This is a genomic window from Streptomyces sp. CRN 30 (genome assembly GCF_034105845.1).
This window is the reverse complement of record NZ_JAVRHI010000482.1, coordinates 18,477-39,477: the sequence shown is the minus strand read 5'-3', so window position 1 is coordinate 39,477 and position 21,001 is coordinate 18,477. Positions and strand designations below refer to the sequence as shown.

Sequence of the window (21,001 nt, the reverse complement as noted above, 5' to 3'; positions counted from 1 at the left end):
CCGGGAGGCGTCGGCCATGCGGGGGGCGGCGGGCAGCGGGGCGGGGGCGCTGCTCGTCGGCCGAGGGGTACTGCGCACGGCTGCGGTGTGCGGGGCGGGGATGCCGGCGGGCCGGGCGGCCGGGCGGGGGGATGCCGAGGGTGCCTCAGCTCCGGTCGTTGGAGCCCAGTGTCACCACGATCTTGCCGCGGGTGTGGGACTTCTCGTTGGTGCGGTAGGCGTCCGCCGCGCGCTCCAGTGGGAACGTCTCCGAGACGTGGACCGCCACCGCGTCGCGTTCGGCCAGTTCCGTCAGGCGCAGCAGGTCGTCGGCGTCCGGCCGGACGAAGCAGTACTGCCCGCCGTACTCGACGACGCCGGGGTCGGCGATGGAGGCGAGGCGGCCCTCGGGGGCCAGCAGGTTGGCCGAGATCTTGAGCGTCTCTCCGCCGACCGTGTCGAACGCCGCGTCGACGCCCTCGGGGGCCAGGCCCCGCACCCGCTCGGCCAGCCCCTCCCCGTACGCGACCGGCTCGCCGCCGAGGCCGCGGACGTAACCGTGGTTGCGCTCGCTCGCCGTGCCGATGACGCGGGCGCCCAGGTGCCGGCCGAGCTGGACGGCGATCGAGCCGACACCGCCGGCCGCCGCGTGCACGAGAACGGTGTCGCCGCGCCGCACCCGCAGCACCTTCTCCATCACCTGGAGCGCGGTCAGGCCCGCCAGCGGCAGTCCGGCCGCCTCCTGATGGGAGAGGTTGCGCGGCTTGCGGGCGAGCGTGCGCACGGGCGCCGCGACGTACTCCGCGAGGGTGCCGCGGGAGAGGAAGTCCTCCCGTACGTAGCCGATGACCTCGTCGCCGGTGCCGAACTCGGTGACGGCGGCGCCGGGCCGGACCACCACGCCGGAGAGGTCCCAGCCGGGTACGACCGGGAAGACGGGCTGGAGGAGCGCGTCGAGGTGACCCTCGCGGCACTTGCCGTCGACGGGATTGACGCCGACCGCGCGGACCTCCACCAGCACGGTGTCGGGGCCCAGGCGCGGGTCCGCGACCTCCCCGTACTCCAGTACCTCGGGGCCGCCGTACCGTGCGTAGCTGATCGCCTTCATGGCTCCGACCTTCCGGGGTACCCGGACGCCACGCAACCCGAATGTCCAGATATGTCGGACCAGCGTGGCAGCCTGTCCGACGGCAGCGCGACCGGCGTCCCGAAAGCGAGCACGGCACCATGACCACCCTGCACCAGGAGCACACCACCCACCCGCACACGCACGGCCCGGCCTGCGGGCACACCGAGGTGCGTCACGGCGACCACGTCGACTACGCGCACGACGGGCACCTGCACCGCGAGCACGGCGAGCACTGGGACGAGTGCGACCCCGCCGCGCACGTCACCCACGCGGGCCACGACCACCGGCACGACGAGGAGTGCGGCCACGCGCGCGTGCGCCACGGCGACCACGTCGACTACCTGCACGACGGCCACCGGCATGCGGCCCACGACGGCCACTGGGACGACCACTGAGAGTTCACTGAGGACTCCCCCGCGGCAGTCACGGCGCCCCCGCCCATCCGCGGGGGCGCCGTCGCGCCGTGGCGCAGATCACGTTCCGGTCGCCCCTCTGGACGGCATACCGACCGGTCGGCATCATGATCCCGGTACCGTCCCTGCCGTCCCCCGCCCTCAGGAGCGCCGATGAGCCCCGACCACCCGCCCGGACTCGACCCCGACCGGCTGCGCGGCCTGCTCGATCGGGAACGGCCCGGGCTGGTGACCGGCCCGCTGACCGGCCGGCTGATCGAGGGCGGACGGTCCAACCTCACCTACACGGTCACCGACGGCGCCTCCCGCTGGGTGGTCCGGCGCCCCCCGCTCGGCCACGTGCTGGCCACCGCGCACGACATGCGGCGCGAGCACCGGGTGATCAGCGCCCTGCACCCGACCGGGGTCCCGGTCCCCCGCACCGTGCTGCTGTGCGAGGACGAGGAGGTGCTCGGGGCGCCGTTCTACGTCATGGAGTTCGTCGAGGGCACGCCGTACCGCACGGCGGAGCAGCTCACCCCGCTGGGCCCCGAGCGCACCCGAGACGCGGTGTTCAACCTGGTGGACACGCTCGTCGAGCTGCACTCCGTGGAGCCGGCCGCGGTGGGCCTCGCCGACTTCGGGCGGCCGGAGGGTTTCCTCGACCGGCAGCTGCGCCGCTGGGCCAAGCAGCTCGACGCCTCCCGCGACCGGGAGCTGGCCGGCATCGACGAGCTGCACGCCACGCTCGGCCGGGAACTGCCGCACTCCCCCGCGCCGTCCGTCGTGCACGGCGACTACCGGCTGGACAACGTGCTGATCGGCGACGACGAGCGGATCAGGGCCGTACTGGACTGGGAGATGTCCACGCTCGGCGATCCGCTGACCGACCTCGGACTGCTGGTGATGTACAGCCAGCCGCTCGGGATGCCGGACTCCCCCGTCTCCACCACCGCACGGGCACCCGGCCACCCCGCTCCCCAGGAGCTGATCGAGCGCTACGCGGCGCGCTCGGGGCGCGACGTCTCGGGCGTCTCCTGGTACACGGCGTTCGCCTGGTTCAAGCTCGCCGTGATCCTGGAGGGCATCCACTACCGCTACACGCTGGGGCAGACGGTCGGACCGGGCTTCGACCGCATCGGCGACCTGGTGCCCGTCTTCATCGAGCACGGACTGACCACTCTTCAGGAAGGCTGACCGGCATGGACTTCGCGTTCGACGCCCGCACCGAGGAACTCCGCGCCAGGCTGCTGGCCTTCCTGGAGGAGCACGTGTACCCGGCCGAGCGGGTGGCCGACGAGCAGCGCGCCCGCGCGGCGTCGCCCTGGGAGATGCCGGAGGTCGTCGGGGAACTCAAGGCCGAAGCCCGCCGGCAGGGCCTGTGGAACCTCTTCCTGCCCGACGCCGAGCACGGGGCGGGCCTCACCAACCTCCAGTACGCGCCGCTCGCGGAGATCACCGGCCGCAGCCCGCAGCTGGCGCCCACCGCCACCAACTGCGCGGCGCCGGACACCGGGAACATGGAGGTCCTCGCCCAGTTCGGGGACGAGGCGCAGAAGAAGGCGTGGCTGGAGCCGCTGCTGGCCGGTGAGATCCGCTCGGCGTTCGCGATGACCGAGCCGGAGGTGGCCTCCTCGGACGCCACCAACATCACCACGCACATCGAGCGCCAGGGCGACGAGTACGTCGTCACCGGCCGCAAGTGGTACATCTCCGGAGCGATGAACCCGGACTGCAAGATCTTCATCGTGATGGGCAAGACCGACCCGGACGGTGTCGACATCCGCCGCCAGCAGTCGATGGTGCTGGTGCCGCGCGACACCCCGGGCGTCACCGTGAAGCGCGCGATGCGGGTGTTCGGCTACGAGGACCACTGGCACGGCGGCCACGCCGAGGTCGTCTTCGACCACGCGCGCGTGCCGGCGTCGAACCTGATCGGCGAGGAGGGCGGCGGGTTCGCCATCGCGCAGGCCCGCCTCGGTCCTGGCCGTATCCACCACTGCATGCGGTTGATCGGCATGGCGGAGAGGGCGATCGAGCTGATGTGCCGGCGGGCCGTCTCGCGCACCGCGTTCGGCAAGCCGCTGGCCCAGCAGGGCGTCGTCCAGAACTGGATCGCCGACGCGCGTGTGGCCGTCGAGCAGCTGCGGCTGCTGGTGCTGAAGACCGCCTGGATGATGGACACCGTCGGCAACCGGGGCGCGCACACGGAGATCCAGGCCATCAAGATCGCGACGCCGCGGACGGTCGTCGACATCCTCGACCGGGCGATCCAGCTGCACGGCGCGGGCGGGGTGAGCCAGGACTTCCCGCTGGCCGAGCTGTACGCGGGTGCCCGCACGCTGATGCTCGCCGACGGTCCGGACGAGGTGCACCAGCGGTCGCTGGCACGGCGGGAGCTGAAGAAGTACCTCTGAGCGGGGACGTACGGAAGTGGGCGGGCACCGGTCACCGACCGGTGCCCGCCCCCTTCTTCGTCGGCTCAGGGGCGCAGGGCGCGGAGCAGCAGGTCGGCCAGGTTGTCGGCGACCTGCTGGGGGCTGAGCGGGCCGTCGGGGCGGTACCAGGTCGACAGGTGGTGGACGGAACCGAAGTGGTAGTCCACGACGAGGTCGGCGGGGGTCTCCTTGGTGAAGACACCGGAGTTCTGACCCTCCTCGACCAGCGCGCGGAAACGTTCGTGGTAGCGCCGGCGCTCGGCACGCACCTGCCGGTTCTTCTCGGGGCTGAGGTGGTGCATGGAGCGGAAGAAGATCGACGCGTCGTCGAGGTTGTCGATGGTGGTGACGACGACGTCGGCCGCCGCGTCCCGCAGCCGCCGCTCGACCGGCGCGTCGGCGCCCGCGAAGGTGTCCAGGCGCTCCTGCTGGAGACGGAGCACGCGCGCGTACACCTCGTGCAGCAGATCGTCCTTGGAGCCGAAGTAGTGGTACAGCGCGCCCTTGGTGACGCCGGCCGCCTCGACGATCTCCTGCACCGAGGTGCGGTCGTAGCCCTGCTCCGCGAAGAGCCGGGTGGCGGCGGCCAGGAGCCGCTGGGGTACCGGGGTGCCGTCCCCGTCCGTCGTCCTGGGCACTGCCGCCACCTGCCTTTCCGTCACACTGCCAGTCGTGCGCACTGCCAGTCGTCGTTCACACCGCTAGTCGCCTCGGGAACGCAGTTCCCGACGGAGGATCTTGCCACTCGCCGTCTTCGGCAGGTCGGGCAGGATCTCCACCTGCCGCGGATACTTGTAGGCGGCCAGTCTCTCTCCGCAGTACGCGGCGAGTGCGTCGGGGTCCGCCGCGGCGCCGGGGCGGAGGCTGATGTACGCCTTGACGGTCTCCCCGCGGTAGCCGTCGGGCACCCCGACGACGGCGGCCTCCCGCACCGCCGGATGGGTGTAGAGGACGTCCTCGACCTCGCGCGGCCAGACCTTGAAGCCGGACGCGTTGATCATGTCCTTCTTCCGGTCGACGACGTACAGCCAGCCCTGTTCGTCCATGAAGCCGATGTCGCCGGTGCGCAGTTCGCCGCCGGGGAAGGTCTCGGCGGTGGCGTCGGGGCGGCGCCAGTAGCCGGGGACGACCTGGGGGCCGCTGACGACGATCTCGCCCTGTTCCCCGAACGGCACCTCCGCGCCGTGCTCGTCGAGGACGCGGACGACCGTCTCGGGTCCGGGCACGCCGACCGCGAGGGTGCCGGAGCCGGGGTCGACGGGCGCTTCGAGGTGCGGCGGGACGGAGGCGCAGGGGGCGGTGCACTCGGTGAGGCCGTAGCCGTTGCGGATGTACGGTCCGAAGCCCGCGCGGAACTTCTCCACCAGGGCGGGCGGCAGCGGGGCGCCGCCGGAGGAGATGTTGGTGAAGGACGCGAAGTGCTCGCGGGTGACGTCCGGGTGGGCGGCCAGCGCCATGAACGCGGTGGACGGTCCGACGGTGTAGTGCGGCCGGTGCTCGGCGAACGCGTCGAGGACGACGCCCGCCTCGAAGCGGTAGGCGAGCACGAGCGTGCCGCCGCTGTTCAGGCAGGCGCCGAGCTGGCAGACCATGCCGGTGATGTGGAAGAGCGGGGCCAGCGCGAAGTAGACCGGGGCGTCGGGCAGGCCGAGCCCGGTGCGCTGCCGCTCGGCGTTGTACATGATGTTGCGGTGGGTGTTGGTGGCGCCCTTGGGGGTGCCGCTGGTGCCGGAGGTGTAGCTGATCAGCGCGGTGTCGGTGGCGTCCGGGTCGCGCTCGGCCGGGGCGGGGAGGCCGGCGCGGGCCGCCTCGGTGAGGTCGTCGGCGTCGGCCGCGGGCTGCCGCTCGAAGGTCAGCACGCGCGCGTCCCCGCGGGTCTGGAAGTCCAGTTCGCAGGCGGTGAGCGCGATCCGCACCGGCGAGCCGGCCGCCGTGTCGCGCAGGTACGCCGCCCAGGCCCGGTCGGAGCAGATCAGCGCGGTCGCCCCGGCGTCGTCGAGGACGTGGCGGACCTCCGCCGACTTGTACATGGGGTTGACGGGGACGACGACGCCGCCCGCCTTCCAGGCGCCGAGCACGGCGAGCACGAAGTGCGGGGAGTTCTGCAGGACGACCGCGACGCGCTGCCCGCGTTCCAGGCCGCGGGCGGCGAGGTGACCGGCGACGGAGTCGCTCAGCTCGTCCACCTCGCGGTAGGTGAGGCGGCCGTCGAAGTAGGCGAGGAAGTCCCGGTCGGGGGTGTCGGCGACGGCCCGGCGCAGGGCGTGCACCAGCGAGGTGTCGGGGTGCAGCGGCGCCTTCTGAACGTCGGTGAGCAGGTCCAGCCAGGGCTTGGCGGCGTAGCGGGAGGCGGCGGCCGGGTGGCCGGGGGTGGCGGAGTTACCGGCGGGGGCCGGGTGACCGGCGGGAGCCGAGGGCTCGGCGGGGGCCGGGTGACCGACGGGAGCCGAGGGCTCGGCAGGGACCGAGTGACCAGTGGGGACCGAGTGACCGGCAGAAGCCGAGGGCTCGGCAGGAACCGAAGGCTTGGCGGGCGGGTGTTCGTTCATCGGTCGGTCGCCTCCCACTGGCGCTGGAGTCTGTTCATGCCGCCCAGCCAGCGGTCCGGTTCGGCGGCCCGTGCCCGGTAGTAGTCGGCTACCTCGGGGTGCGGCAGGATCAGGAAGCGGTCCTCCTCGATGCCCCGGAAGAGGGCGTCCGCGACGTCCTCGGGTTCGATGGCGGTCGGCGCGAGGACCAGGTCGCCGGCGCTGCCGCTCGCGGTGAGCATGTCGGTGCGCACGCCCTGCGGGCAGATCGCGTGCACCTTGACACCGCGGTGGCGGTAGGTGAGGGACAGCCACTCGGCGAAGGCGTAGGCCCCGTGCTTGGTGACGCTGTAGGGCGCGGCACCGATCATGGTGAGGAGTCCGGCCGCGGAGACGGTGGAGACGAACCGGCCGCCGCCGCGCTCCAGCCAGCCGGGCAGCAGGGCGTGGGCGGCGCGGACGTGGGCCATCACGTTGACGTCCCACGCCTGGGCCCAGACCGTCTCGTCGGCGGCCTCGGTGCCGCCGGAGCCGACGCCCGCGTTGGCGCACCAGACGTCGACGGTGCCGCCCAGCGCCTCGCGGGCCTCGTCGACGATCCGGGAGGCGTCGCCGGGGACCGCGACGGCGGATATCTCGTCGGCGATCTTCTGCGCCCGGTCCGCGTCCAGGTCGTTGACCACGACCCGGGCGCCCTCGGCGGCGAAGCGGCGGGCCAGCGCGGCCCCGATGCCGCCTCCCGCTCCGGTGACGACGACCCGGGCATCCCGCACGGTTTCCACCATCGGTCTCCTTCGACGCGACGCAACGCGACGCAACACGACGCAACACGACTCTGTACGTCTCTGTACGTCCCTCTACGGCTCGGCGACAGACTAACCAGTCGGTATGTGAGGCGGAAGGGGTGTTCCCCGGTCCGCCTCGTTCCGCCGGGGCGGACCGGGCACTAGCGTGCGTGGGCATGACACTGTCCAGACGGACTCTGCTCGCGACGACGACCGCCGCGGTCGCGGCCTCCACCGGTACGGCCGAGGCCGGTACCGCGGGCGGCGGACGGCGCCCGCGCACCGGCTTCGAGCGGCTGGCCGCCGACGGCTACGCCCTGCTCGACGGCGAGCGGGTCGGCGTCGTCACCAACCCCACCGGCATCACCCGGGACGTCCGCCACATCGTGGACGTCATGCACGCCGACGACCGGGTCGCCCTCACCGCCGTCTTCGGCCCCGAGCACGGCTTCCGCGGCACCGCGCAGGCGGGCGGCTCCGAGGGCCGCCACGACGACCCGGCGACCGGGCTGCCGGTCTACGACACCTACCTCAAGAGCGGGCAGCCGCTCGCGGACGTCTTCACCGCCTCCGGCGTGGACACCGTCGTCTTCGACATCCAGGACGTGGGGGCGCGTTTCTACACGTACATCTGGACGCTGTACGACTGCATGGAGGCCGCCGCGCTGGCGGGCAAGCGGTTCGTGGTCCTGGACCGGCCGAACCCGGTGACCGGGCGGGCGGCGCTCGGGCCGGTCCTGCACCCGGAGTTCGCCACCTTCGTCGGGCGGCGGCCGATCGCGCAGGCGCACGGGATGACCGTCGTCGAGCTGGCGCGGCTGTTCAACGGTGAGTTCCTGACGGCACCCGTCGAGCTGGAGACCGTGCCGATGAGCGGCTGGCGGCGCTCCGACTTCTACGACGCCTCCGGGCTGCCGTGGGTGCCGCCGAGCCCCAACATGCCCACCCCCGAGACGGCGCTGGTGTACTCGGGGACGTGTCTCTTCGAGGGCACCAACCTCTCCGAGGGGCGCGGCACCACCCGGCCGTTCGAGCTGCTGGGCGCGGAGGGGATCGACGGGGCGTGGGCCGAGGCGGTGAACGGACTGGACCTGCCCGGCGTGCGGTTCAGGGAGGCGTACTTCGCACCGACCTTCTCCAAGTTCGCGGGGAGGACCGTCGGGGGCGTTCAGCTCCATGTGCACGACCGCGCGGCGTTCGATCCGGTGCGGACGGGCATCGCCCTGCTGGTGACCGCCGGCCGCGTCTGGGACGGGTTCGCCTGGCGGTCGGATCAGTGGATCGACAAGCTGACCGGGTCCGCGCGGGTGCGCACGATGATCGACGCCGGTGCGGACACCGACGAGGTGGTGGCCGGCTGGCAGGAGGAGCTGGCGGCGTTCCGGCGGGTACGCGCGCGCTACCTCGTCCACCGCTGACGCCGACGGCGCCCCCGGGCACGGCTGGCCAACCGTGCCGCGCGGCAGGACGATACGGGCACGGAGCATCCCTGCCGCGCAGGAGGGAGCCGGCCATGGCGGGCGCCTCGACGAGCGTGTTCCCGTACTGGGAGCTGTCCTTCGACGCGGACGGCGATCCCGACGGCCGCCGCCGGGACCGGCTGCTCGCGGGGGCGGCGGGCCGCGGCGTACGCGACCTGCTCGTCTTCGCGCACGGCTGGAACAACGACCGGGCGCTCGCCACCCGGCTGTGCGGCCGCTTCTTCGCGCCGGTCCCCGGGCTGGTGCCGAACGCGCGCGTCGGGTACGTCTGCCTGCTCTGGCCGTCGATGCGGTTCGCCGACGAGCCGGTCCCGGACCTCCCGCTTTCCACGACGGGCGGGCCGGTACGGCCCCCGGCGCTGGACAAGGACACGCGCCACGCCCTCCAGGAGGTCTTCCCGGGCCGGGACGTGATGGTCGAGCAGGTGGCGCGGATGCTGGAGGCGCGGTCGCCCGAGGAGGGCGAACTGGAGGAGTTCCGCTGGGTGGTGCGGCTGCTGGTGGAGCTGGTGCCGCCGGGTCCGCAGGCGCTGTTCGCCGCGGACACGGTCGGGCCCGGCGGCTCCGCGGGCGAGCCGCGGATGTTCACGGCGCCGGCGGCGGAGGTCTGCGCGGAGTTCGCGCGGGCGGTCGCGGCGCACGGTCCGCCACCCGGCGAGCTGCGCGGACTGTCCCTGCCCGACCCCTGGGAGGGCGCGCGCGAACTGCTGCGGCAGGCGACGTACTACGCGATGAAGCGCCGCGCGGGGACCGTCGGCGAGCGGGGTCTGGGCCCGCTGCTGGGGCGGCTGGCCCAGGCGGCGCCCGGGGTGCGGGTGCACCTGGTGGGGCACAGCTTCGGCGCGCGGCTGGTGTCGTTCGCACTGCGCGGACTGCCCGAGGGGGTGCGCACCGTGAAGTCGGTGACGCTGCTCCAAGGGGCGTTCTCGCACTACGCGTTCGCCGACCGCCTGCCGCACGACCCGCGCGCGGAGGGGGTGCTCCGGGGCCGGCAGCACCGGGTCGACGGTCCCCTGGTCTGCTCCCACTCCCGGTACGACGCGTCGCTCGGCACGTTCTACCCCCTGGCGTCGCGGCTGGCGGGCGACGACCGGGCGGCCGCGCCCGCCGGTGCCGGGCGGGGGTCCGGCGACCGGTGGGGCGCGCTGGGGTACGACGGCGTCCGGGCGGTGCCCGGCACGCGCGCGTGCACCCTCACCGAGGCGGTGCGCGGCGGGCTGCCCCACTCCGGGTGCGTGAACGTCGACGCGGCGGCCGTGGTCCGGCGCGGCGGGCCGCCGGGCGGCGCGCACAGCGACGTCCTGCACGCGGAGCTGGCCCGGCTGGTGCTGGCGGCGGGCCGCGTCCGCTGACCGCCCGCCGCCACCGGTCCCGTCCCGCTCAGCGGTGGGACGTGAACTCCACCACCTGCTGGTAGGTGGGGCGGTTCTGCCAGCTGATGCCGCCGTGTTTGATGCCGCCCAGGGTGCGGTGGACGATCGAGTCGGCGCACCACTGGTCGCCCGCGGCGCAGTTGTCGTCGCCGGGGTAGACCTGGGCGGCCGTCCTGCCCGCCGCGGCCTTCAGGGTGGTGAGCAGGACGTCCCGGCAGTCGGCCGCGTCGCCGTCGCCGCAGTAGGCGCGGGCGAGGGGGCCGTCGACGGACTCCCCGAGCACCGCCCGTACGTCCTTGTCGACAAAGCTCCACCAGCCGTACTGGAAGGCGCTGCCGGCGTGTCCGCCGGTCGGGCCGTGCGCGGCGGAGGGCGCCTCGTCCACGGACAGGTTGGCGGTGAAGGCGGAGTAGAGATCGCCGCCGAGGCCGGGTTCGAACTCGGCCTTCACCAGCAGCGGCCACCACGCGTCCATGATCCGGACGGCGTCGGCGTGCGCGTACGTCCTGGAACCGGCCGACGTCTCGGTGCGCTTGCCGCCCGCCGCAAGCCACGCCCGGACCTTGTCGACGGCCGCCTTGGCGGCGGTGTCGGTCACGGGCGAGGCGTCGATCACCTCGAGGAGCTTCGGCAGCACGTCCTCGGCGCGCAGGTCGGCGAGGCCGGCGTCGGCCATCGCCTTGACGAGCGAGGTCCGGGTCACGCCGCCCTGGTCGACGAGTTCCCGCACCCGGTCGTCGAGCAGGTCGCCGCGGTGGACGGAGCCGTTGCCCCAGGAGGCGGCGGTGTAGCCGCGGGCCACCTTGTTGTTCCAGGAGATGTAGTAGTCCTGGTCCGTGGAGTGCGGGTGCGCGGCGGGCGGGGTGTAGTCGGCGGTGTTCTCCGCCGGGTCCCAGCCCTGCCACTCCCCCTCGGGGCGGGCCCAGACGGGGAAGTCGGCGTCGACGCCGGCCGCGCGCACCGGGTTGTCGCCGCTGTTGTAGTACGCGGTGTGCTCGGAGTCGGCGTAGAACCAGTTGAAGGTGTAGTTGATGTTCTGCACGGCCCGCTGGAAGTCCGCCGGGCCCTTCACGTACTCCGGGTCGTTCAGCATCTGGAAGCCGATGATGGAGTCGGCCTCGTGCAGGAAGGACGAGCGCAGCGAGACGTAGGCGACCTTCTTGCCGCCGACCGTCGCGCGGTACTCCACGGGGCCGTACTTCGTGCGCCAGACCCGCATCGTGTAGGAGCCGGCGGCGGTGGAGTCGGCCGTGGTCGGCTGCCAGGCGTTCTTCCGCTCGACCTTCTCCATCGCCGTGCAGGTGCCGCGGTACAGGTAGTGCTGGTCGTCCTGGCACAGCTCGACGGCGTAGGTGTCGATGATGTCCTGGCCCGAGGTGGTCGCGCTCCACGCGTAGTCCTGGCCGCGGCCCAGCTCGACGTACATGCTCAGGCCGGCGAAGGAGGCGCCGCGGGCGCTGATGCCGGGGCCCTGGATCTCCTGGAGCATCAGCAGCTGGGGGGCGAAGTAACCGGTCTGCGGTCCGAAGACGGCGACGGGGTGGCCGCTCGCGGTGTGCTCGCCGCTGACGACGAGGGCGTTGGACATGCCGCGTCGCGCGGAGGAGAGACCGGTGGCGGCGGTCTGCGCCGCGGCGCTGCCCGTACGGTCGTACACGAGGGGTTCGGCCCGGACCGAACCGGCGTCGGGCAGGGCCCGGTCCCGCGGGTTAGCGGGCGGGGTGAGGTACGGGAAGTCGCCCTCGTGGACGGTGCGGACGGCCTCGGGGTCGTCCCGCTGGCGGAAGGACTCCCAGACCTCGGTGCCCTCGGCGACGCCGTACCGCTCCTGGGCGGCCAGCAGCGACAGCGCGTTGCCGACCTCGCCCCCGCCGCCGGAGCCGAAGAGCGCACCGATGACGGAGGCCAGGGCTATCAGGTCGGCGGGCTCGAAGTGCTCGATGGTGCCGGCGTTGGTGAGGGCGTTCTTGTGGCCGGTCAGCACGTACTCACCGGGGAAGTCGCGGGCCTTGTCGGAGGTGTCGATGTAGGCGTTGATCCCGGCGATGTACGCCTCGACGTCGGCCAGGGCCAGTTCGCCGCGTTCGCCGGCCGACTCGGCGGCGGTGGTGATCTGGGCCTCCAGCTCGGCGTCGGTGTACGGCGCGCTGCGCCAGAACTGCTGCTCCAGGCCCTGGTTGGCGGGGGCGCCGCCCGCGAAGGAGGTCAGCTCGCCGCGGCCGACGTGCCGGAAGAGGTCCATCAGCCACAGCCGGTCCTGGGCGGCCGCGTACCCGGCGCCGAACTCGGTGCCGTAGCGCGTGGTGCCGGTGATGTGCGGCACACCGGTCTTCTTGTCGCGGACGATCGTGACGTCGGTGCGGCCCGCCGGGCGGACGGTCGATTCGACCTGGCCCGCCGGGACGCCGAACGAGGCGTCGTTGAAGAAGGAGTTGATCGTGGCGCCGGTGAGGGACGGATAGCCCTTGGCGAGGCCGGCGTACGGGCCGAGCTGGTCCTCGGCGTGCGCGGGCTGGGTGCCGAACGCCTGGTTGAGGAGGATCTGGGCGAGGGTGGCGTTGCCGTTCTGGCCGGGCGGCAGGATGTCGGAGCACTGTCCGCCGCAGTGGTCGGCCGCGGCGGCGACGGCGGCCGGTTCGGCGGGCGGGGCGGACTCGGCCGCAAACGCCGGGGAAAGCGGTGACAAAAGACCGGCAATGAGCGCGCATACCGAGGCGGTCTTCAGGAACCCGTGACTTCTGCGGGGAGTTCTCAGTCTGTCGAGGGCGGTGCGTGGGGTGCGCCGTGACATGGCGGCTCCTGCCGACGGGGACGAAGGTGGCCGGACGTTACCGCCGGTATCCCCGGGATTGAAGATGAACATGCGTCACTTTTCAGAGTCAGCACAGCGGACACACAGGTCACAGGAGTCGACTCGGGAGGCGGTCCGGCCGGGTTATGGAGGCCATCGGAAATCGGATGGAGCCGAATCGCGTGTCGATACGTCTATTCGGCGACGTCCGTACGACGACGCCGAAGTGACCGGAATACAGGTGCAGGTGTGACGGAGGTGCAGGGCGATGGCCGGTTTCCGGAGTCTGGCGAGACAGGTCCGCGATCCGCGGTCCGACCTGGCGCTGCGGCGCTACTCGCTGCGCAAGTGCCTTGAGCGGTTCGCTCCCTACGGACACAGGGCGACGTGGGACCACCTGTGCTCGCGCTGGGGGTTCGGGCCGGAGGACAGGTCTCCCGACCCGGCGCGGCTGGTGGCCGCGTTGGAGGAGCTGGAACAGGCGCGGTCGGTGTGGCTCGCCTACGAGGTGGAGTTCGCCGCGCGCCGCAGGAGGGAGAAGCACGACGGGCTGCGCCGGCCGGGCAGCGTGGACGACTGGCACCGGCTGACCTGGGGCGGTTTCGGCGTGGCGTGGTGCGACGATCCGCGGCTCCACCCCCGTGAGCCGCTGGCCGAGGTACTGCGCCGGCTGATCCTCGCGCTGGAGCGCGAGCCGGGGGCGACGTGCCCGGTGTGCGCGGGTGAGCGGCTCGCGTGGCGGTACGACCTGGACCACGAGCCGTCGGCGGGTCCGGTCTGCGCGGACTGCGGCATCCTGGTGCCGCGCCCGGTGCTCACCCCGGAGGCCCTGGTGGCCACCCGGCGCGGACGGCTGCTGGTGACGGCCTAGCCGGCCGAGGCAAGGCGCGACGGACGCGGGGGTGACCGGCGTCCGCACGAGGTGCGACGGCTCCGGCTCCGCCCGGTGCCCGCACGAGGTGCGACGGAGGGGTGCGGCCGATGGGGGGTGGTGCGGCAGGGCGTACGGACGCCCCCGCACCGCCTGAACGGCTTGGCCGAGGGAACGGCGGGCACCATCGGAGCATGGTGCAGGTGTGTGTGAACGGAGCGCGTGGCGCGCGGGACGGTGCCGTGGTGCCGCTGTCCGCCGGGGCGGTGGCCGGCTCGGCGGCCGGGGCCGTGGCCGCCGGGGCGACGGACCTCCATGTCCATCCGAAGACCCCGTGCGGGAGGGACACGCTGTCGCCCCGGGTACTGGCGGCCACGCTGACGGCGGTGCGGGCCCGGGTGTCCGTACCGGTGGGCGTCACCACGGGCGCCTGGGCGGAACCCGCGCCGGCCGACCGGGTACGGCGGGTCCGGAGCTGGACGGTGCTGCCCGACCACGCCTCGGTCAACTGGCACGAGCCCGGCGCCGAGGAGGTCGCCGCCGCCCTGCTGGAGCGGGGCGTCGGCGTCGAGGCGGGCATCTGGTCCGGCACGGACGGCGCGGCCCGCTTCGCCCGCTCGCCCCTCGGCCCGAGGGTCCTGCGTGTTCTGGCGGAGGTCACCGACACCGACCCGGCGACGGCGCCCGGCACCGCCCGGGACCTGCTGTCAGCCCTGGGCCCGGCACACGGCCGCCCGGTCCTCCTGCACGGCGAGGACGACGCCGCCTGGCCGGTCCTGCGCCTGGCCGCCCGCCTGTCCCTTGCCACCCGCATCGGCCTGGAGGACACCCTCCACCTCCCCGACGGCCGAAGAGCGACATCAAACGCACAGCTACTGACCGAGGCCCTCCCCCTCCTGACCACCACCCGACACCAACGCCCCTAACAGGGGCGCAGGAAACGCCGCACCAAACCACCCCCAACCCGCACGCCCCCCAGGGGCGCGGGGAACTGCGCACCCAGCCACCCCCAACCCGCACGGCCAGACGACCGAACCACCCCTCACCAGGGGCGCGGGGAACTGCGCAAAAAACCCACCCGCACCGCGAACCTCACCGCTTCGACTCGACCATCAGCCGAGACCCCGCCCGCCGCTCCCCGAACACATCGTCCGGATTGGACAGCACACACGTGTCCAACGACAGACACCCGCACCCGATGCAGTCGGTCAGATGATCCCGCAGCCGGTTCAACTGCGCGATCCGCTCGTCCAGTTCCGACCGCCACACCTCGGAGAGGTGCGCCCAGTCGTCCCGGGTGGGCGTCCGCTCCTCGGGCAGTTCGGCGAGCGCCGCCCGGATCGTGGCGAGCGGAATGCCGACCCGCTGAGCCGCCCGGATGAAGGCGACGCGGCGCAAGGTGTCGCGACAGTAGCGGCGTTGGTTGCCCGCCGTGCGGCGGCTGCTGATCAGGCCCTTGGACTCGTAGAAGTGCAGGGCGGAGACGGCGGCACCGCTGCGCGCGGCGACCTGGCCGACCGTGAGCTCGTGGATCTTCTCTGGGATCTGGGGCACCCCTCGGAGCCTACCCACCTCCGCGCACGGCCGGTTCCGTTGACAGACACCGCCCGTCCGACCATGCTAAGCAGTCGCTTAGACAAGCGGGACGACATCTCGTGGGAGGCCGGGACATGGCAGAGCCGAGGATCTTCACCTCCGCCGACGATCTGAAGGCGGCGGTGGGCGAGCGGTTGGGGTACACCGACTGGCTGGAGGTCGACCAGAAGCGGATCGACCTGTTCGCGGAGGCGACCGGCGACCACCAGTGGATCCACGTGGACCCGGAGAAGGCCGCCGCGGGCCCGTTCGGCACCACCATCGCGCACGGCTACCTCACGCTGTCCCTGCTGCCGCTCTTCGGCCCGCAGCTGATCGCCGTCGAGGGCGTGCGGATGGGCGTCAACTACGGCACCAACAAGGTCCGTTTCCCCGCCCCCGTGCCGGTCGGCTCGCGGGTGCGCGCGACGGCGTCGATCACGAACGTCGAGGACGTGACCGGCGGCGTCCAGGTGTCCGTCGCGTTCACCGTGGAGCGCGAGGGCGGCGACAAGCCGGTGTGCGTGGCGGAGTCCGTCTCGCGCTACTACCTCTGAGCGCCCGGCCGCTTCCCGTCGCCGGGCGGCGTCTTCGCGCCCACCATCCGCAGCACGAGGTCGGCGTAGAGCGCGCCGACCTCGTCCGGCGTCCGGGGCCCGCGGATGTTGAACCACCGGGCGACGTCGATGCAGAGGGAGAGCACGGCCAGCGTCGTGCCCTTGAGGTCGAGCACCTCGAACTCGCCCGTGGCGACGCCGTCCTCGATGATCCCGCGCACCTCTGCGTCGCACTGCCGGCGCAGCGCGACGATCTCCGCGCGGGCGTCCGGGCCGAGCGCGTCCAGCTCGTACTGGACGACGAGCGCGGTGGTGCGCCGCCCCGCGTGCCAGCGGACGAAGGAGGAGACCGCGTCGGCGAGCCGCTCGGTCGCGCCGCCGTCGCCGCGGGCCGCGGTGCGGAGGATGTCCAGCGCCTTGTCGTGCCCGATCCGGCTGATGCGGTGGAGCAGCTCTTCCTTGGTCTTGTAGTGGATGTAGAGGGCGGCCGGGCTCATCCCGGCCCGCCCCGCGATGTCCCGGGTGGTCGTGGCGTGGTAACCGCGCTCGGCGAAGGCCTCCACCGCGGCGACCAGCAGTCGCCGGGCCGCGTCGGGGGTGACCTCGCTCCAGGGCTCGGTCTCGCCGCCCCTGGTCTCCTCCGCCGTACTCATCGCCTTCTCGCCCCTCTCGGTGACAGGAGGTCCACCATACCGCCGAAGCTGAGCGGCCGCTTAGGGCGGCGGGAGGGGCGGAGGCGGAGGCGGGGTGGGAGCGGAGGAGAAGTGGCTAGAGCTTCTGGAAGGGATCGTGCTGGGAGAGCAGCTGCTCCACCCGCGCCTGGTCGACGCGGCTGACGATCTGCCCGGCCTCCTGGCGGTCCCGGATGATCTTGGCGAGGGTGAAGGAGGAGGTGACGAGGTAGAGGACCGCGATGCCCAGGAAGGCCCGCACCCAGGCGTCGGCCTCCAGGTTGAAGATGCCGACGGCGGTCGCGACGATGGCGACCGCGAAGGACGCGACGGCCTGTCCGTAGAAGGCGGCCGTGGACTGCTGCTTGACCGGTGTGTCGCTCATGGGGACAAGCGTCGGCGGACGCGGCGGCGGCCACATCCGCCGGACTACTCAGCCTTCGTACTCAGAACGCCGACACTCCGGTCAGAGCGCGCCCGATGACCAGCTTCTGGATCTGGCTGGTGCCCTCGTAGAGGGTCATCACGCGCGCGTCGCGCAGCAGCTTGCCCGCCGGGTACTCGTCGATGTAGCCGTAGCCGCCGAAAACCTGGAGGGCGTTGTTGGCGGCGCGTACGGCGGCCTCCGAGGCGAACAGCTTGGCCTTGGAGGACTCCACGGTGAACGGCTGACCGCGGTCGATCAGGTCGGCGACCCGCCAGGTCAGCAGCCGCGCGGCGTCCACGTCGACGGCGATGTCGCTGATCAGCTCCTGCACCAGTTGGTGACGGGCGATGGTCTTGCCGAACTGCTCGCGCTCCCCCGCGTACCGCACGGCCGCGTCCAGCGCGGCCTGGGCGATGCCGACACAGCCGGCCGCGACCGACATCCGGCCCTTGGCGAGGGCCGACATGGCGACGGAGAAGCCCTTGCCCTCGGGGGCCAGCAGCGCGGAGGCGGGGACGCGGACGTCCTCCAGGACCAGTTCCGCGGTGGCCTGGCCGCGCAGGCCGAGCTTGCCGTGGACGGTGCGGCGGGTGAGGCCGGGGGTGTCGGTGGGCACCAGGAAGGCGGAGACGCCCCTGTGGCCGGGGGCGTCGGTGGAACGGGCGAAGAGCAGGACGACGTCGGCCCAGGTGCCGTTGGTGATGAACATCTTGGTGCCGTTGATGACGTAGTCGCCGCCGTCGCGCACCGCCCGCGTGGAGAGGTTGCCCGCGTCGGACCCCGTGCCCGGCTCGGTCAGGCCGAAGCAGCCGACGTACGCGCCGGAGGTCAGCCCCGGCAGCCAGCGGCGCTTCTGCTCCTCGTCGCCCCAGGCGGCGACGGTCTTGGCGACCAGGCCGAGGGAGACGGAGACGATGCCGCGCACGGAGGAGTCGCCGCGGCCCAGCTCCTCGGTGACCAGGCAGTACGCGAGGTGGTCGCCGCCGGAGCCGCCGTACTCCTCGTCGACGGTCAGGCCGAGGAAGCCGACCTCGCCGAGCTTCTTCACGATTCCCCGGTCGACCTCCTCGGCGCGGTCCCAGGCCACGACGTGCGGCGCGATCTCGCGCTCCACGAAGTCCCGGGCGAGCTGCCGTACGGCGGTCTGCTCCTCGCTGAGCTCCAGGTCCACGCCGAGCCACCTCACAGGATCACACGTAGAGCAGTACGTAAATTAGCACTGCTAGTTTCCAGTCGCAGCCCTACTATGTGCGCCATGGCCCGACCGCGCAAGCCCCTGCTCAGCACCGACCGGATCGTCGCGGCGGCCCGCGCGCTGGTGGACGCGGAGGGGCTGGCGGCCGTCTCCACCCGCCGGCTCGCGGCGGAGCTGGGCGTCAGCGGGCCCTCGCTCTACAACCACTTCCGCACCAAGGACGAGATCCTGGAGGCGGTCGCCGACTCGGTCAGCGGACAGGTCGACCTGTCGATGTTCGAGGACGGCCGGCCCTGGCGGACCGCGCTGCACGACTGGGCCGTCTCCTACCGGGCCGCCCTGCGCGACCACCCGAACATCGTCCCCGTCCTCGCCCACGGCCCCGGCCGCCGCCCGTCCGCGCTGCGCCTCGCCGACGCCGTCTACGGCGCGATGGTGGACGCCGGCTGGCCCCCGGCGCAGGCCACCTCCATCGGCGCGCTGATGCGGTACTTCGTCATGGGCTCCGCGCTGGGCTCCTTCGCCGGGGGCTTCCCCGACGACGCGGAGGCGTACGACCCCGCCGACTATCCCCACCTCCAGCAGGCGCACCGGCTCGCCGAGCGGCAGGAGAAGATCGACGAACGGGCCTTCGAGACGGGGCTCGCGGCGCTGCTGGACGGGCTGTCCGGACAGTACGAGCGGCTCACGCGCGAGGGCTGAGAACGGTTCGGCGCCCGCCGAACCGTCCGTGGCGCATGCTGGCCGTATGACCACGGAGAAGTCGCAGCGGACCGACCGCCGAGAGGTCCGGATGACCGCCGGGGAGTCCGGATGACCGCCGGGGACTTGGGCGCGGCCGGGCTCGCGCGGCTGGCGCGGCTGATCGCCGACGAGACCCGGGCGGCCTGTCTGCTGGCGCTGCTCGACGGGCGGGCGTGGACCGCCGGTGAGCTGGCGCGGCACGCCCGGGTCGCGCCCTCGACCCTCAGCGAGCACCTCGGCAAGCTCGTCGCGGGCGGCCTGCTGGCCGAGGAGCGGCAGGGCAGGCACCGGTACGTTCGGCTGGCCGACGCCCGGGTCGCGCAGCTGGTGGAGGACCTGGCCGCGCGGGTGGGGCCGCGGGCCCTCGTGCGGCGCCCCCGGGGCCTGGCCGGGGCGGGTGCCGGGGCGGCGATGGCCCGCGGGCGCACCTGCTACGACCATCTCGCCGGGCGGCTCGGGATCGCCGTGACCGACGCGCTGACCGCGCGGGGGCTGCTGCGCCAGGACACCGGGTTCGCGCTCACGGACGCGGGGGTGGCCTGGTTCGGCGCGACCGGGATACCGCTGGTGCGCACCGGGCGGCGGCCGCTGGCGCGGGCCTGCCTGGACTGGACCGAGCGGCGGCCGCACCTGGCCGGGGTGGCGGGCGCGGCACTGTGCCGGCACGCGCTCGACGCGGGGTGGTGCGTGCGGATCGGTACGGAGCGGGCGGTGCGGGTGACGGCGGCGGGGGCGCGGGCGCTGTCGGAGCTGCTGGGGGTGGCGGAGGCGGACCTGTGCTGAGCCCTGCCCGTGACCGGCCGCCGTCGGGTCCGAAAATCGCGAGCTTCCCGTCGTCACCCTCCCTAGCCTCTGGAGCATGATGTCCCCCTCCGCTTTCCGACGCCCACAGCTGCTCGCCGCCGGCGCGGCCGCGGTCACCGTCGTCCTGTGGGCCTCCGCGTTCGTCTCCATCCGCAGTGCGGGCGACTCCTACGCGCCGGGAGCGCTGGCGCTCGGGCGGCTGCTGTCCGGGGTCCTGGTGCTCGGGCTGATCTGCCTCGTCCGGCGGGAGGGGCTGCCGCCGCGCGCGGCCTGGCGGGGCATCGCCATATCCGGCCTGCTGTGGTTCGGCTTCTACATGGTCGCCCTCAACTGGGGTGAGCAGCAGGTGGACGCCGGTACGGCCGCGCTCGTCGTGAACACCGGGCCGATCCTCATCGCGCTGCTCGGGGCGCGGCTGCTCGGCGACGCGCTGCCGCCGCGGCTGCTGGCCGGGATGGCGGTGTCGTTCGCCGGTGCGGTGACCGTGGGGCTGTCGATGTCGGGTGAGGGCGGTGCCTCGGTGCTCGGGGTGGTGCTGTGTCTGCTGGCCGCCGGGGCGTACGCGGCCGGGGTCGTCTCCCAGAAGCCCGCGCTGGCCCACGCGAGTGCCCTTCAGGTCACGACCTGGGGCTGCGCGGTGGGGGCGGTGGTCTGTCTGCCGTTCGCCGGGCAACTGGTGACCCAGGCGGCCGACGCGCCGCTGTCCGCGACGCTCAACATGGTGTACCTGGGCGTCTTCCCCACCGCGCTGGCCTTCACGACCTGGGCGTACGCGCTGGCCCGGACGACCGCCAGCCGGATGGGCGCGACGACGTACGCGGTGCCCGCGCTGGTGGTCCTCATGTCCTGGGCCCTGCTGGACGAGGTCCCGGGCACCCTCACCCTGGCAGGCGGCCTCCTCTGCCTGACCGGCGTTGCCGTCTCTCGGTCCCGGTCCCGGTCCCGGTCTGGGTCCGGGACCGGGGTCCCGACCGGGACCGGGACCCCGAGCGGGACCGGGACCCCGAGCGGGACCGGGGCCGGGACCCCGAGCGGGACCGGGTCCGGGACCCGGACCGGGGCCCGGACCGGGCCGACAGCGGGCGTGACCGGGACGGTGTACGTAGCCGGAGCGGCGGGCGAAGCGGGAGCGGCGGGCGAAGCCGGGACGGCGTACGTGGCCGGGACGGCGGGCGAAGCCGAGGCGGCGTACATCGCCGGGACGGCGGGCGAAGCCAAGGCGGCGGGCGAGGCGGAGGCAGCGGGCGAGGCGGAGTGGCCC

The 21,001-nt window shown here is 73.3% G+C and carries 19 protein-coding genes and 1 pseudogene; 11 read left to right on the top strand and 9 right to left on the bottom strand.

The features are described 5' to 3' along the window. Positions 1-145: 145 nt before the first annotated feature. Positions 146-1,087, bottom strand: a complete 942-nt coding sequence (locus UW392_RS54575) for an NADP-dependent oxidoreductase (RefSeq protein ID WP_320782928.1) — start codon at positions 1,085-1,087, stop codon at positions 146-148. A 119-nt stretch (positions 1,088-1,206) separates the two neighbouring features. On the opposite strand from UW392_RS54575, the gene UW392_RS54570 reads away from it, so the two are divergent. The 3 genes from UW392_RS54570 (at position 1,207) to UW392_RS54560 (ending at position 3,917) form a co-directional block, all read left to right on the top strand. Then, the gene (locus UW392_RS54570) at positions 1,207-1,503 is read left to right on the top strand and encodes a hypothetical protein (RefSeq protein ID WP_320782927.1); all 297 of its coding nucleotides are present in this window, start codon (positions 1,207-1,209) and stop codon (positions 1,501-1,503) included. A 171-nt stretch (positions 1,504-1,674) separates the two neighbouring features. Further along, on the top strand, positions 1,675-2,697 hold the full coding sequence (locus tag UW392_RS54565; protein ID WP_320782926.1) for a phosphotransferase family protein: 1,023 nt from the start codon (positions 1,675-1,677) through the stop codon (positions 2,695-2,697). A gap of 5 nt (positions 2,698-2,702) precedes the next feature. Further along, the gene (locus UW392_RS54560) at positions 2,703-3,917 is read left to right on the top strand and encodes an acyl-CoA dehydrogenase family protein (protein ID WP_320782925.1); all 1,215 of its coding nucleotides are present in this window, start codon (positions 2,703-2,705) and stop codon (positions 3,915-3,917) included. 65 nt (positions 3,918-3,982) lie between these two features. On the opposite strand, the gene UW392_RS54555 is transcribed toward UW392_RS54560, so the two are convergent. The 3 genes from UW392_RS54555 to UW392_RS54545 form a co-directional block, all read right to left on the bottom strand. Continuing rightward, entirely contained in the window at positions 3,983-4,576 is a 594-nt protein-coding gene (locus UW392_RS54555) for a TetR/AcrR family transcriptional regulator (RefSeq protein WP_320782924.1), read from the bottom strand. A 63-nt stretch (positions 4,577-4,639) separates the two neighbouring features. Further along, positions 4,640-6,487: a class I adenylate-forming enzyme family protein gene (locus tag UW392_RS54550; RefSeq protein ID WP_320782923.1), complete on the bottom strand. Its 1,848-nt coding sequence runs from the start codon at positions 6,485-6,487 to the stop codon at positions 4,640-4,642. Then, complete coding sequence (locus tag UW392_RS54545; RefSeq protein WP_320782922.1) at positions 6,484-7,251, bottom strand: SDR family oxidoreductase; 768 nt, start codon at positions 7,249-7,251, stop codon at positions 6,484-6,486. The genes UW392_RS54550 and UW392_RS54545 overlap by 4 nt, the downstream gene beginning before the upstream one ends. 176 nt (positions 7,252-7,427) lie before the next feature. Here UW392_RS54545 and UW392_RS54540 point away from each other — a divergent pair, with 176 nt between their 5' ends. Together UW392_RS54540 and UW392_RS54535 are read left to right on the top strand one after the other, a co-directional pair. After that, positions 7,428-8,669, top strand: a complete 1,242-nt coding sequence (locus tag UW392_RS54540) for a DUF1343 domain-containing protein (protein WP_320782921.1) — start codon at positions 7,428-7,430, stop codon at positions 8,667-8,669. A gap of 95 nt (positions 8,670-8,764) precedes the next feature. Then, positions 8,765-10,084 (top strand): serine-threonine protein kinase, encoded by a 1,320-nt coding sequence (locus tag UW392_RS54535; protein WP_320782920.1) that lies wholly within the window; start codon positions 8,765-8,767, stop codon positions 10,082-10,084. 28 nt (positions 10,085-10,112) lie between these two features. On the opposite strand, the gene UW392_RS54530 is transcribed toward UW392_RS54535, so the two are convergent. Then, positions 10,113-12,896 (bottom strand): penicillin acylase family protein, encoded by a 2,784-nt coding sequence (locus UW392_RS54530; protein ID WP_320782919.1) that lies wholly within the window; start codon positions 12,894-12,896, stop codon positions 10,113-10,115. Between the two features lie 268 nt (positions 12,897-13,164). Between UW392_RS54530 and UW392_RS54525 the strand changes: the two genes are divergently transcribed. Together UW392_RS54525 and UW392_RS54520 are read left to right on the top strand one after the other, a co-directional pair. After that, the gene (locus UW392_RS54525) at positions 13,165-13,767 is read left to right on the top strand and encodes a hypothetical protein (RefSeq protein ID WP_320782918.1); all 603 of its coding nucleotides are present in this window, start codon (positions 13,165-13,167) and stop codon (positions 13,765-13,767) included. A gap of 194 nt (positions 13,768-13,961) precedes the next feature. Beyond that, positions 13,962-14,693, top strand: coding sequence for a 3-keto-5-aminohexanoate cleavage protein (locus UW392_RS54520; protein WP_320782917.1), 732 nt, complete (start codon positions 13,962-13,964; stop codon positions 14,691-14,693). A gap of 166 nt (positions 14,694-14,859) precedes the next feature. On the opposite strand, the gene soxR is transcribed toward UW392_RS54520, so the two are convergent. Beyond that, positions 14,860-15,321 carry a redox-sensitive transcriptional activator SoxR gene (gene soxR / locus UW392_RS54515; protein ID WP_320782916.1) on the bottom strand — a complete coding sequence of 154 codons (462 nt, stop codon included), beginning with the start codon at positions 15,319-15,321 and terminating at the stop codon, positions 14,860-14,862. A gap of 116 nt (positions 15,322-15,437) precedes the next feature. Here soxR and UW392_RS54510 point away from each other — a divergent pair, with 116 nt between their 5' ends. Further along, positions 15,438-15,899: a MaoC family dehydratase gene (locus tag UW392_RS54510; protein ID WP_320782915.1), complete on the top strand. Its 462-nt coding sequence runs from the start codon at positions 15,438-15,440 to the stop codon at positions 15,897-15,899. Here UW392_RS54510 and UW392_RS54505 read toward each other — a convergent pair. The 3 genes from UW392_RS54505 to UW392_RS54495 form a co-directional block, all read right to left on the bottom strand. Beyond that, complete coding sequence (locus UW392_RS54505; RefSeq protein ID WP_320782914.1) at positions 15,890-16,552, bottom strand: TetR/AcrR family transcriptional regulator; 663 nt, start codon at positions 16,550-16,552, stop codon at positions 15,890-15,892. The genes UW392_RS54510 and UW392_RS54505 overlap by 10 nt on opposite strands. A 115-nt stretch (positions 16,553-16,667) precedes the next feature. Beyond that, positions 16,668-16,955, bottom strand: coding sequence for a YiaA/YiaB family inner membrane protein (locus tag UW392_RS54500; protein WP_320782913.1), 288 nt, complete (start codon positions 16,953-16,955; stop codon positions 16,668-16,670). 61 nt (positions 16,956-17,016) lie between these two features. Continuing rightward, complete coding sequence (locus tag UW392_RS54495) at positions 17,017-18,168, bottom strand: acyl-CoA dehydrogenase family protein (RefSeq protein ID WP_320782912.1); 1,152 nt, start codon at positions 18,166-18,168, stop codon at positions 17,017-17,019. Positions 18,169-18,243: 75 nt separating this feature from the next. Here UW392_RS54495 and UW392_RS54490 point away from each other — a divergent pair, with 75 nt between their 5' ends. The 3 genes and pseudogenes from UW392_RS54490 to UW392_RS54480 all read left to right on the top strand — a co-directional run. Beyond that, on the top strand, positions 18,244-18,894 hold the full coding sequence (locus UW392_RS54490; protein ID WP_320782911.1) for a TetR/AcrR family transcriptional regulator: 651 nt from the start codon (positions 18,244-18,246) through the stop codon (positions 18,892-18,894). Between the two features lie 111 nt (positions 18,895-19,005). After that, positions 19,006-19,719, top strand: a complete 714-nt coding sequence (locus tag UW392_RS54485; RefSeq protein WP_320782910.1) for a winged helix-turn-helix domain-containing protein — start codon at positions 19,006-19,008, stop codon at positions 19,717-19,719. 79 nt (positions 19,720-19,798) lie between these two features. Continuing rightward, positions 19,799-20,713: pseudogene (locus tag UW392_RS54480) on the top strand (DMT family transporter); the annotation flags it as partial. Positions 20,714-21,001: the final 288 nt, after the last annotated feature.

Excerpts from the sequence above, each read along its gene's own strand:
- UW392_RS54565 (WP_320782926.1), top strand. The coding sequence starts at position 1,675 with ATGAGCCCCGACCACCCGCCCGGACTCGACCCCGACCGGCTGCGCGGC.
- UW392_RS54535 (WP_320782920.1), top strand. The coding sequence starts at position 8,765 with ATGGCGGGCGCCTCGACGAGCGTGTTCCCGTACTGGGAGCTGTCCTTC.
- UW392_RS54505 (WP_320782914.1), bottom strand. The coding sequence starts at position 16,552 with ATGAGTACGGCGGAGGAGACCAGGGGCGGCGAGACCGAGCCCTGGAGC.
- UW392_RS54500 (WP_320782913.1), bottom strand. The coding sequence starts at position 16,955 with ATGAGCGACACACCGGTCAAGCAGCAGTCCACGGCCGCCTTCTACGGA.
- UW392_RS54530 (WP_320782919.1), bottom strand. The coding sequence starts at position 12,896 with ATGTCACGGCGCACCCCACGCACCGCCCTCGACAGACTGAGAACTCCC.
- UW392_RS54560 (WP_320782925.1), top strand. The coding sequence starts at position 2,703 with ATGGACTTCGCGTTCGACGCCCGCACCGAGGAACTCCGCGCCAGGCTG.
- UW392_RS54485 (WP_320782910.1), top strand. The coding sequence starts at position 19,006 with ATGACCGCCGGGGACTTGGGCGCGGCCGGGCTCGCGCGGCTGGCGCGG.
- UW392_RS54540 (WP_320782921.1), top strand. The coding sequence starts at position 7,428 with ATGACACTGTCCAGACGGACTCTGCTCGCGACGACGACCGCCGCGGTC.
- UW392_RS54575 (WP_320782928.1), bottom strand. The coding sequence starts at position 1,087 with ATGAAGGCGATCAGCTACGCACGGTACGGCGGCCCCGAGGTACTGGAG.
- UW392_RS54545 (WP_320782922.1), bottom strand. The coding sequence starts at position 7,251 with ATGGTGGAAACCGTGCGGGATGCCCGGGTCGTCGTCACCGGAGCGGGA.
- UW392_RS54520 (WP_320782917.1), top strand. The coding sequence starts at position 13,962 with ATGGTGCAGGTGTGTGTGAACGGAGCGCGTGGCGCGCGGGACGGTGCC.
- UW392_RS54490 (WP_320782911.1), top strand. The coding sequence starts at position 18,244 with ATGTGCGCCATGGCCCGACCGCGCAAGCCCCTGCTCAGCACCGACCGG.
- UW392_RS54525 (WP_320782918.1), top strand. The coding sequence starts at position 13,165 with ATGGCCGGTTTCCGGAGTCTGGCGAGACAGGTCCGCGATCCGCGGTCC.
- UW392_RS54550 (WP_320782923.1), bottom strand. The coding sequence starts at position 6,487 with ATGAACGAACACCCGCCCGCCAAGCCTTCGGTTCCTGCCGAGCCCTCG.
- UW392_RS54510 (WP_320782915.1), top strand. The coding sequence starts at position 15,438 with ATGGCAGAGCCGAGGATCTTCACCTCCGCCGACGATCTGAAGGCGGCG.
- UW392_RS54570 (WP_320782927.1), top strand. The coding sequence starts at position 1,207 with ATGACCACCCTGCACCAGGAGCACACCACCCACCCGCACACGCACGGC.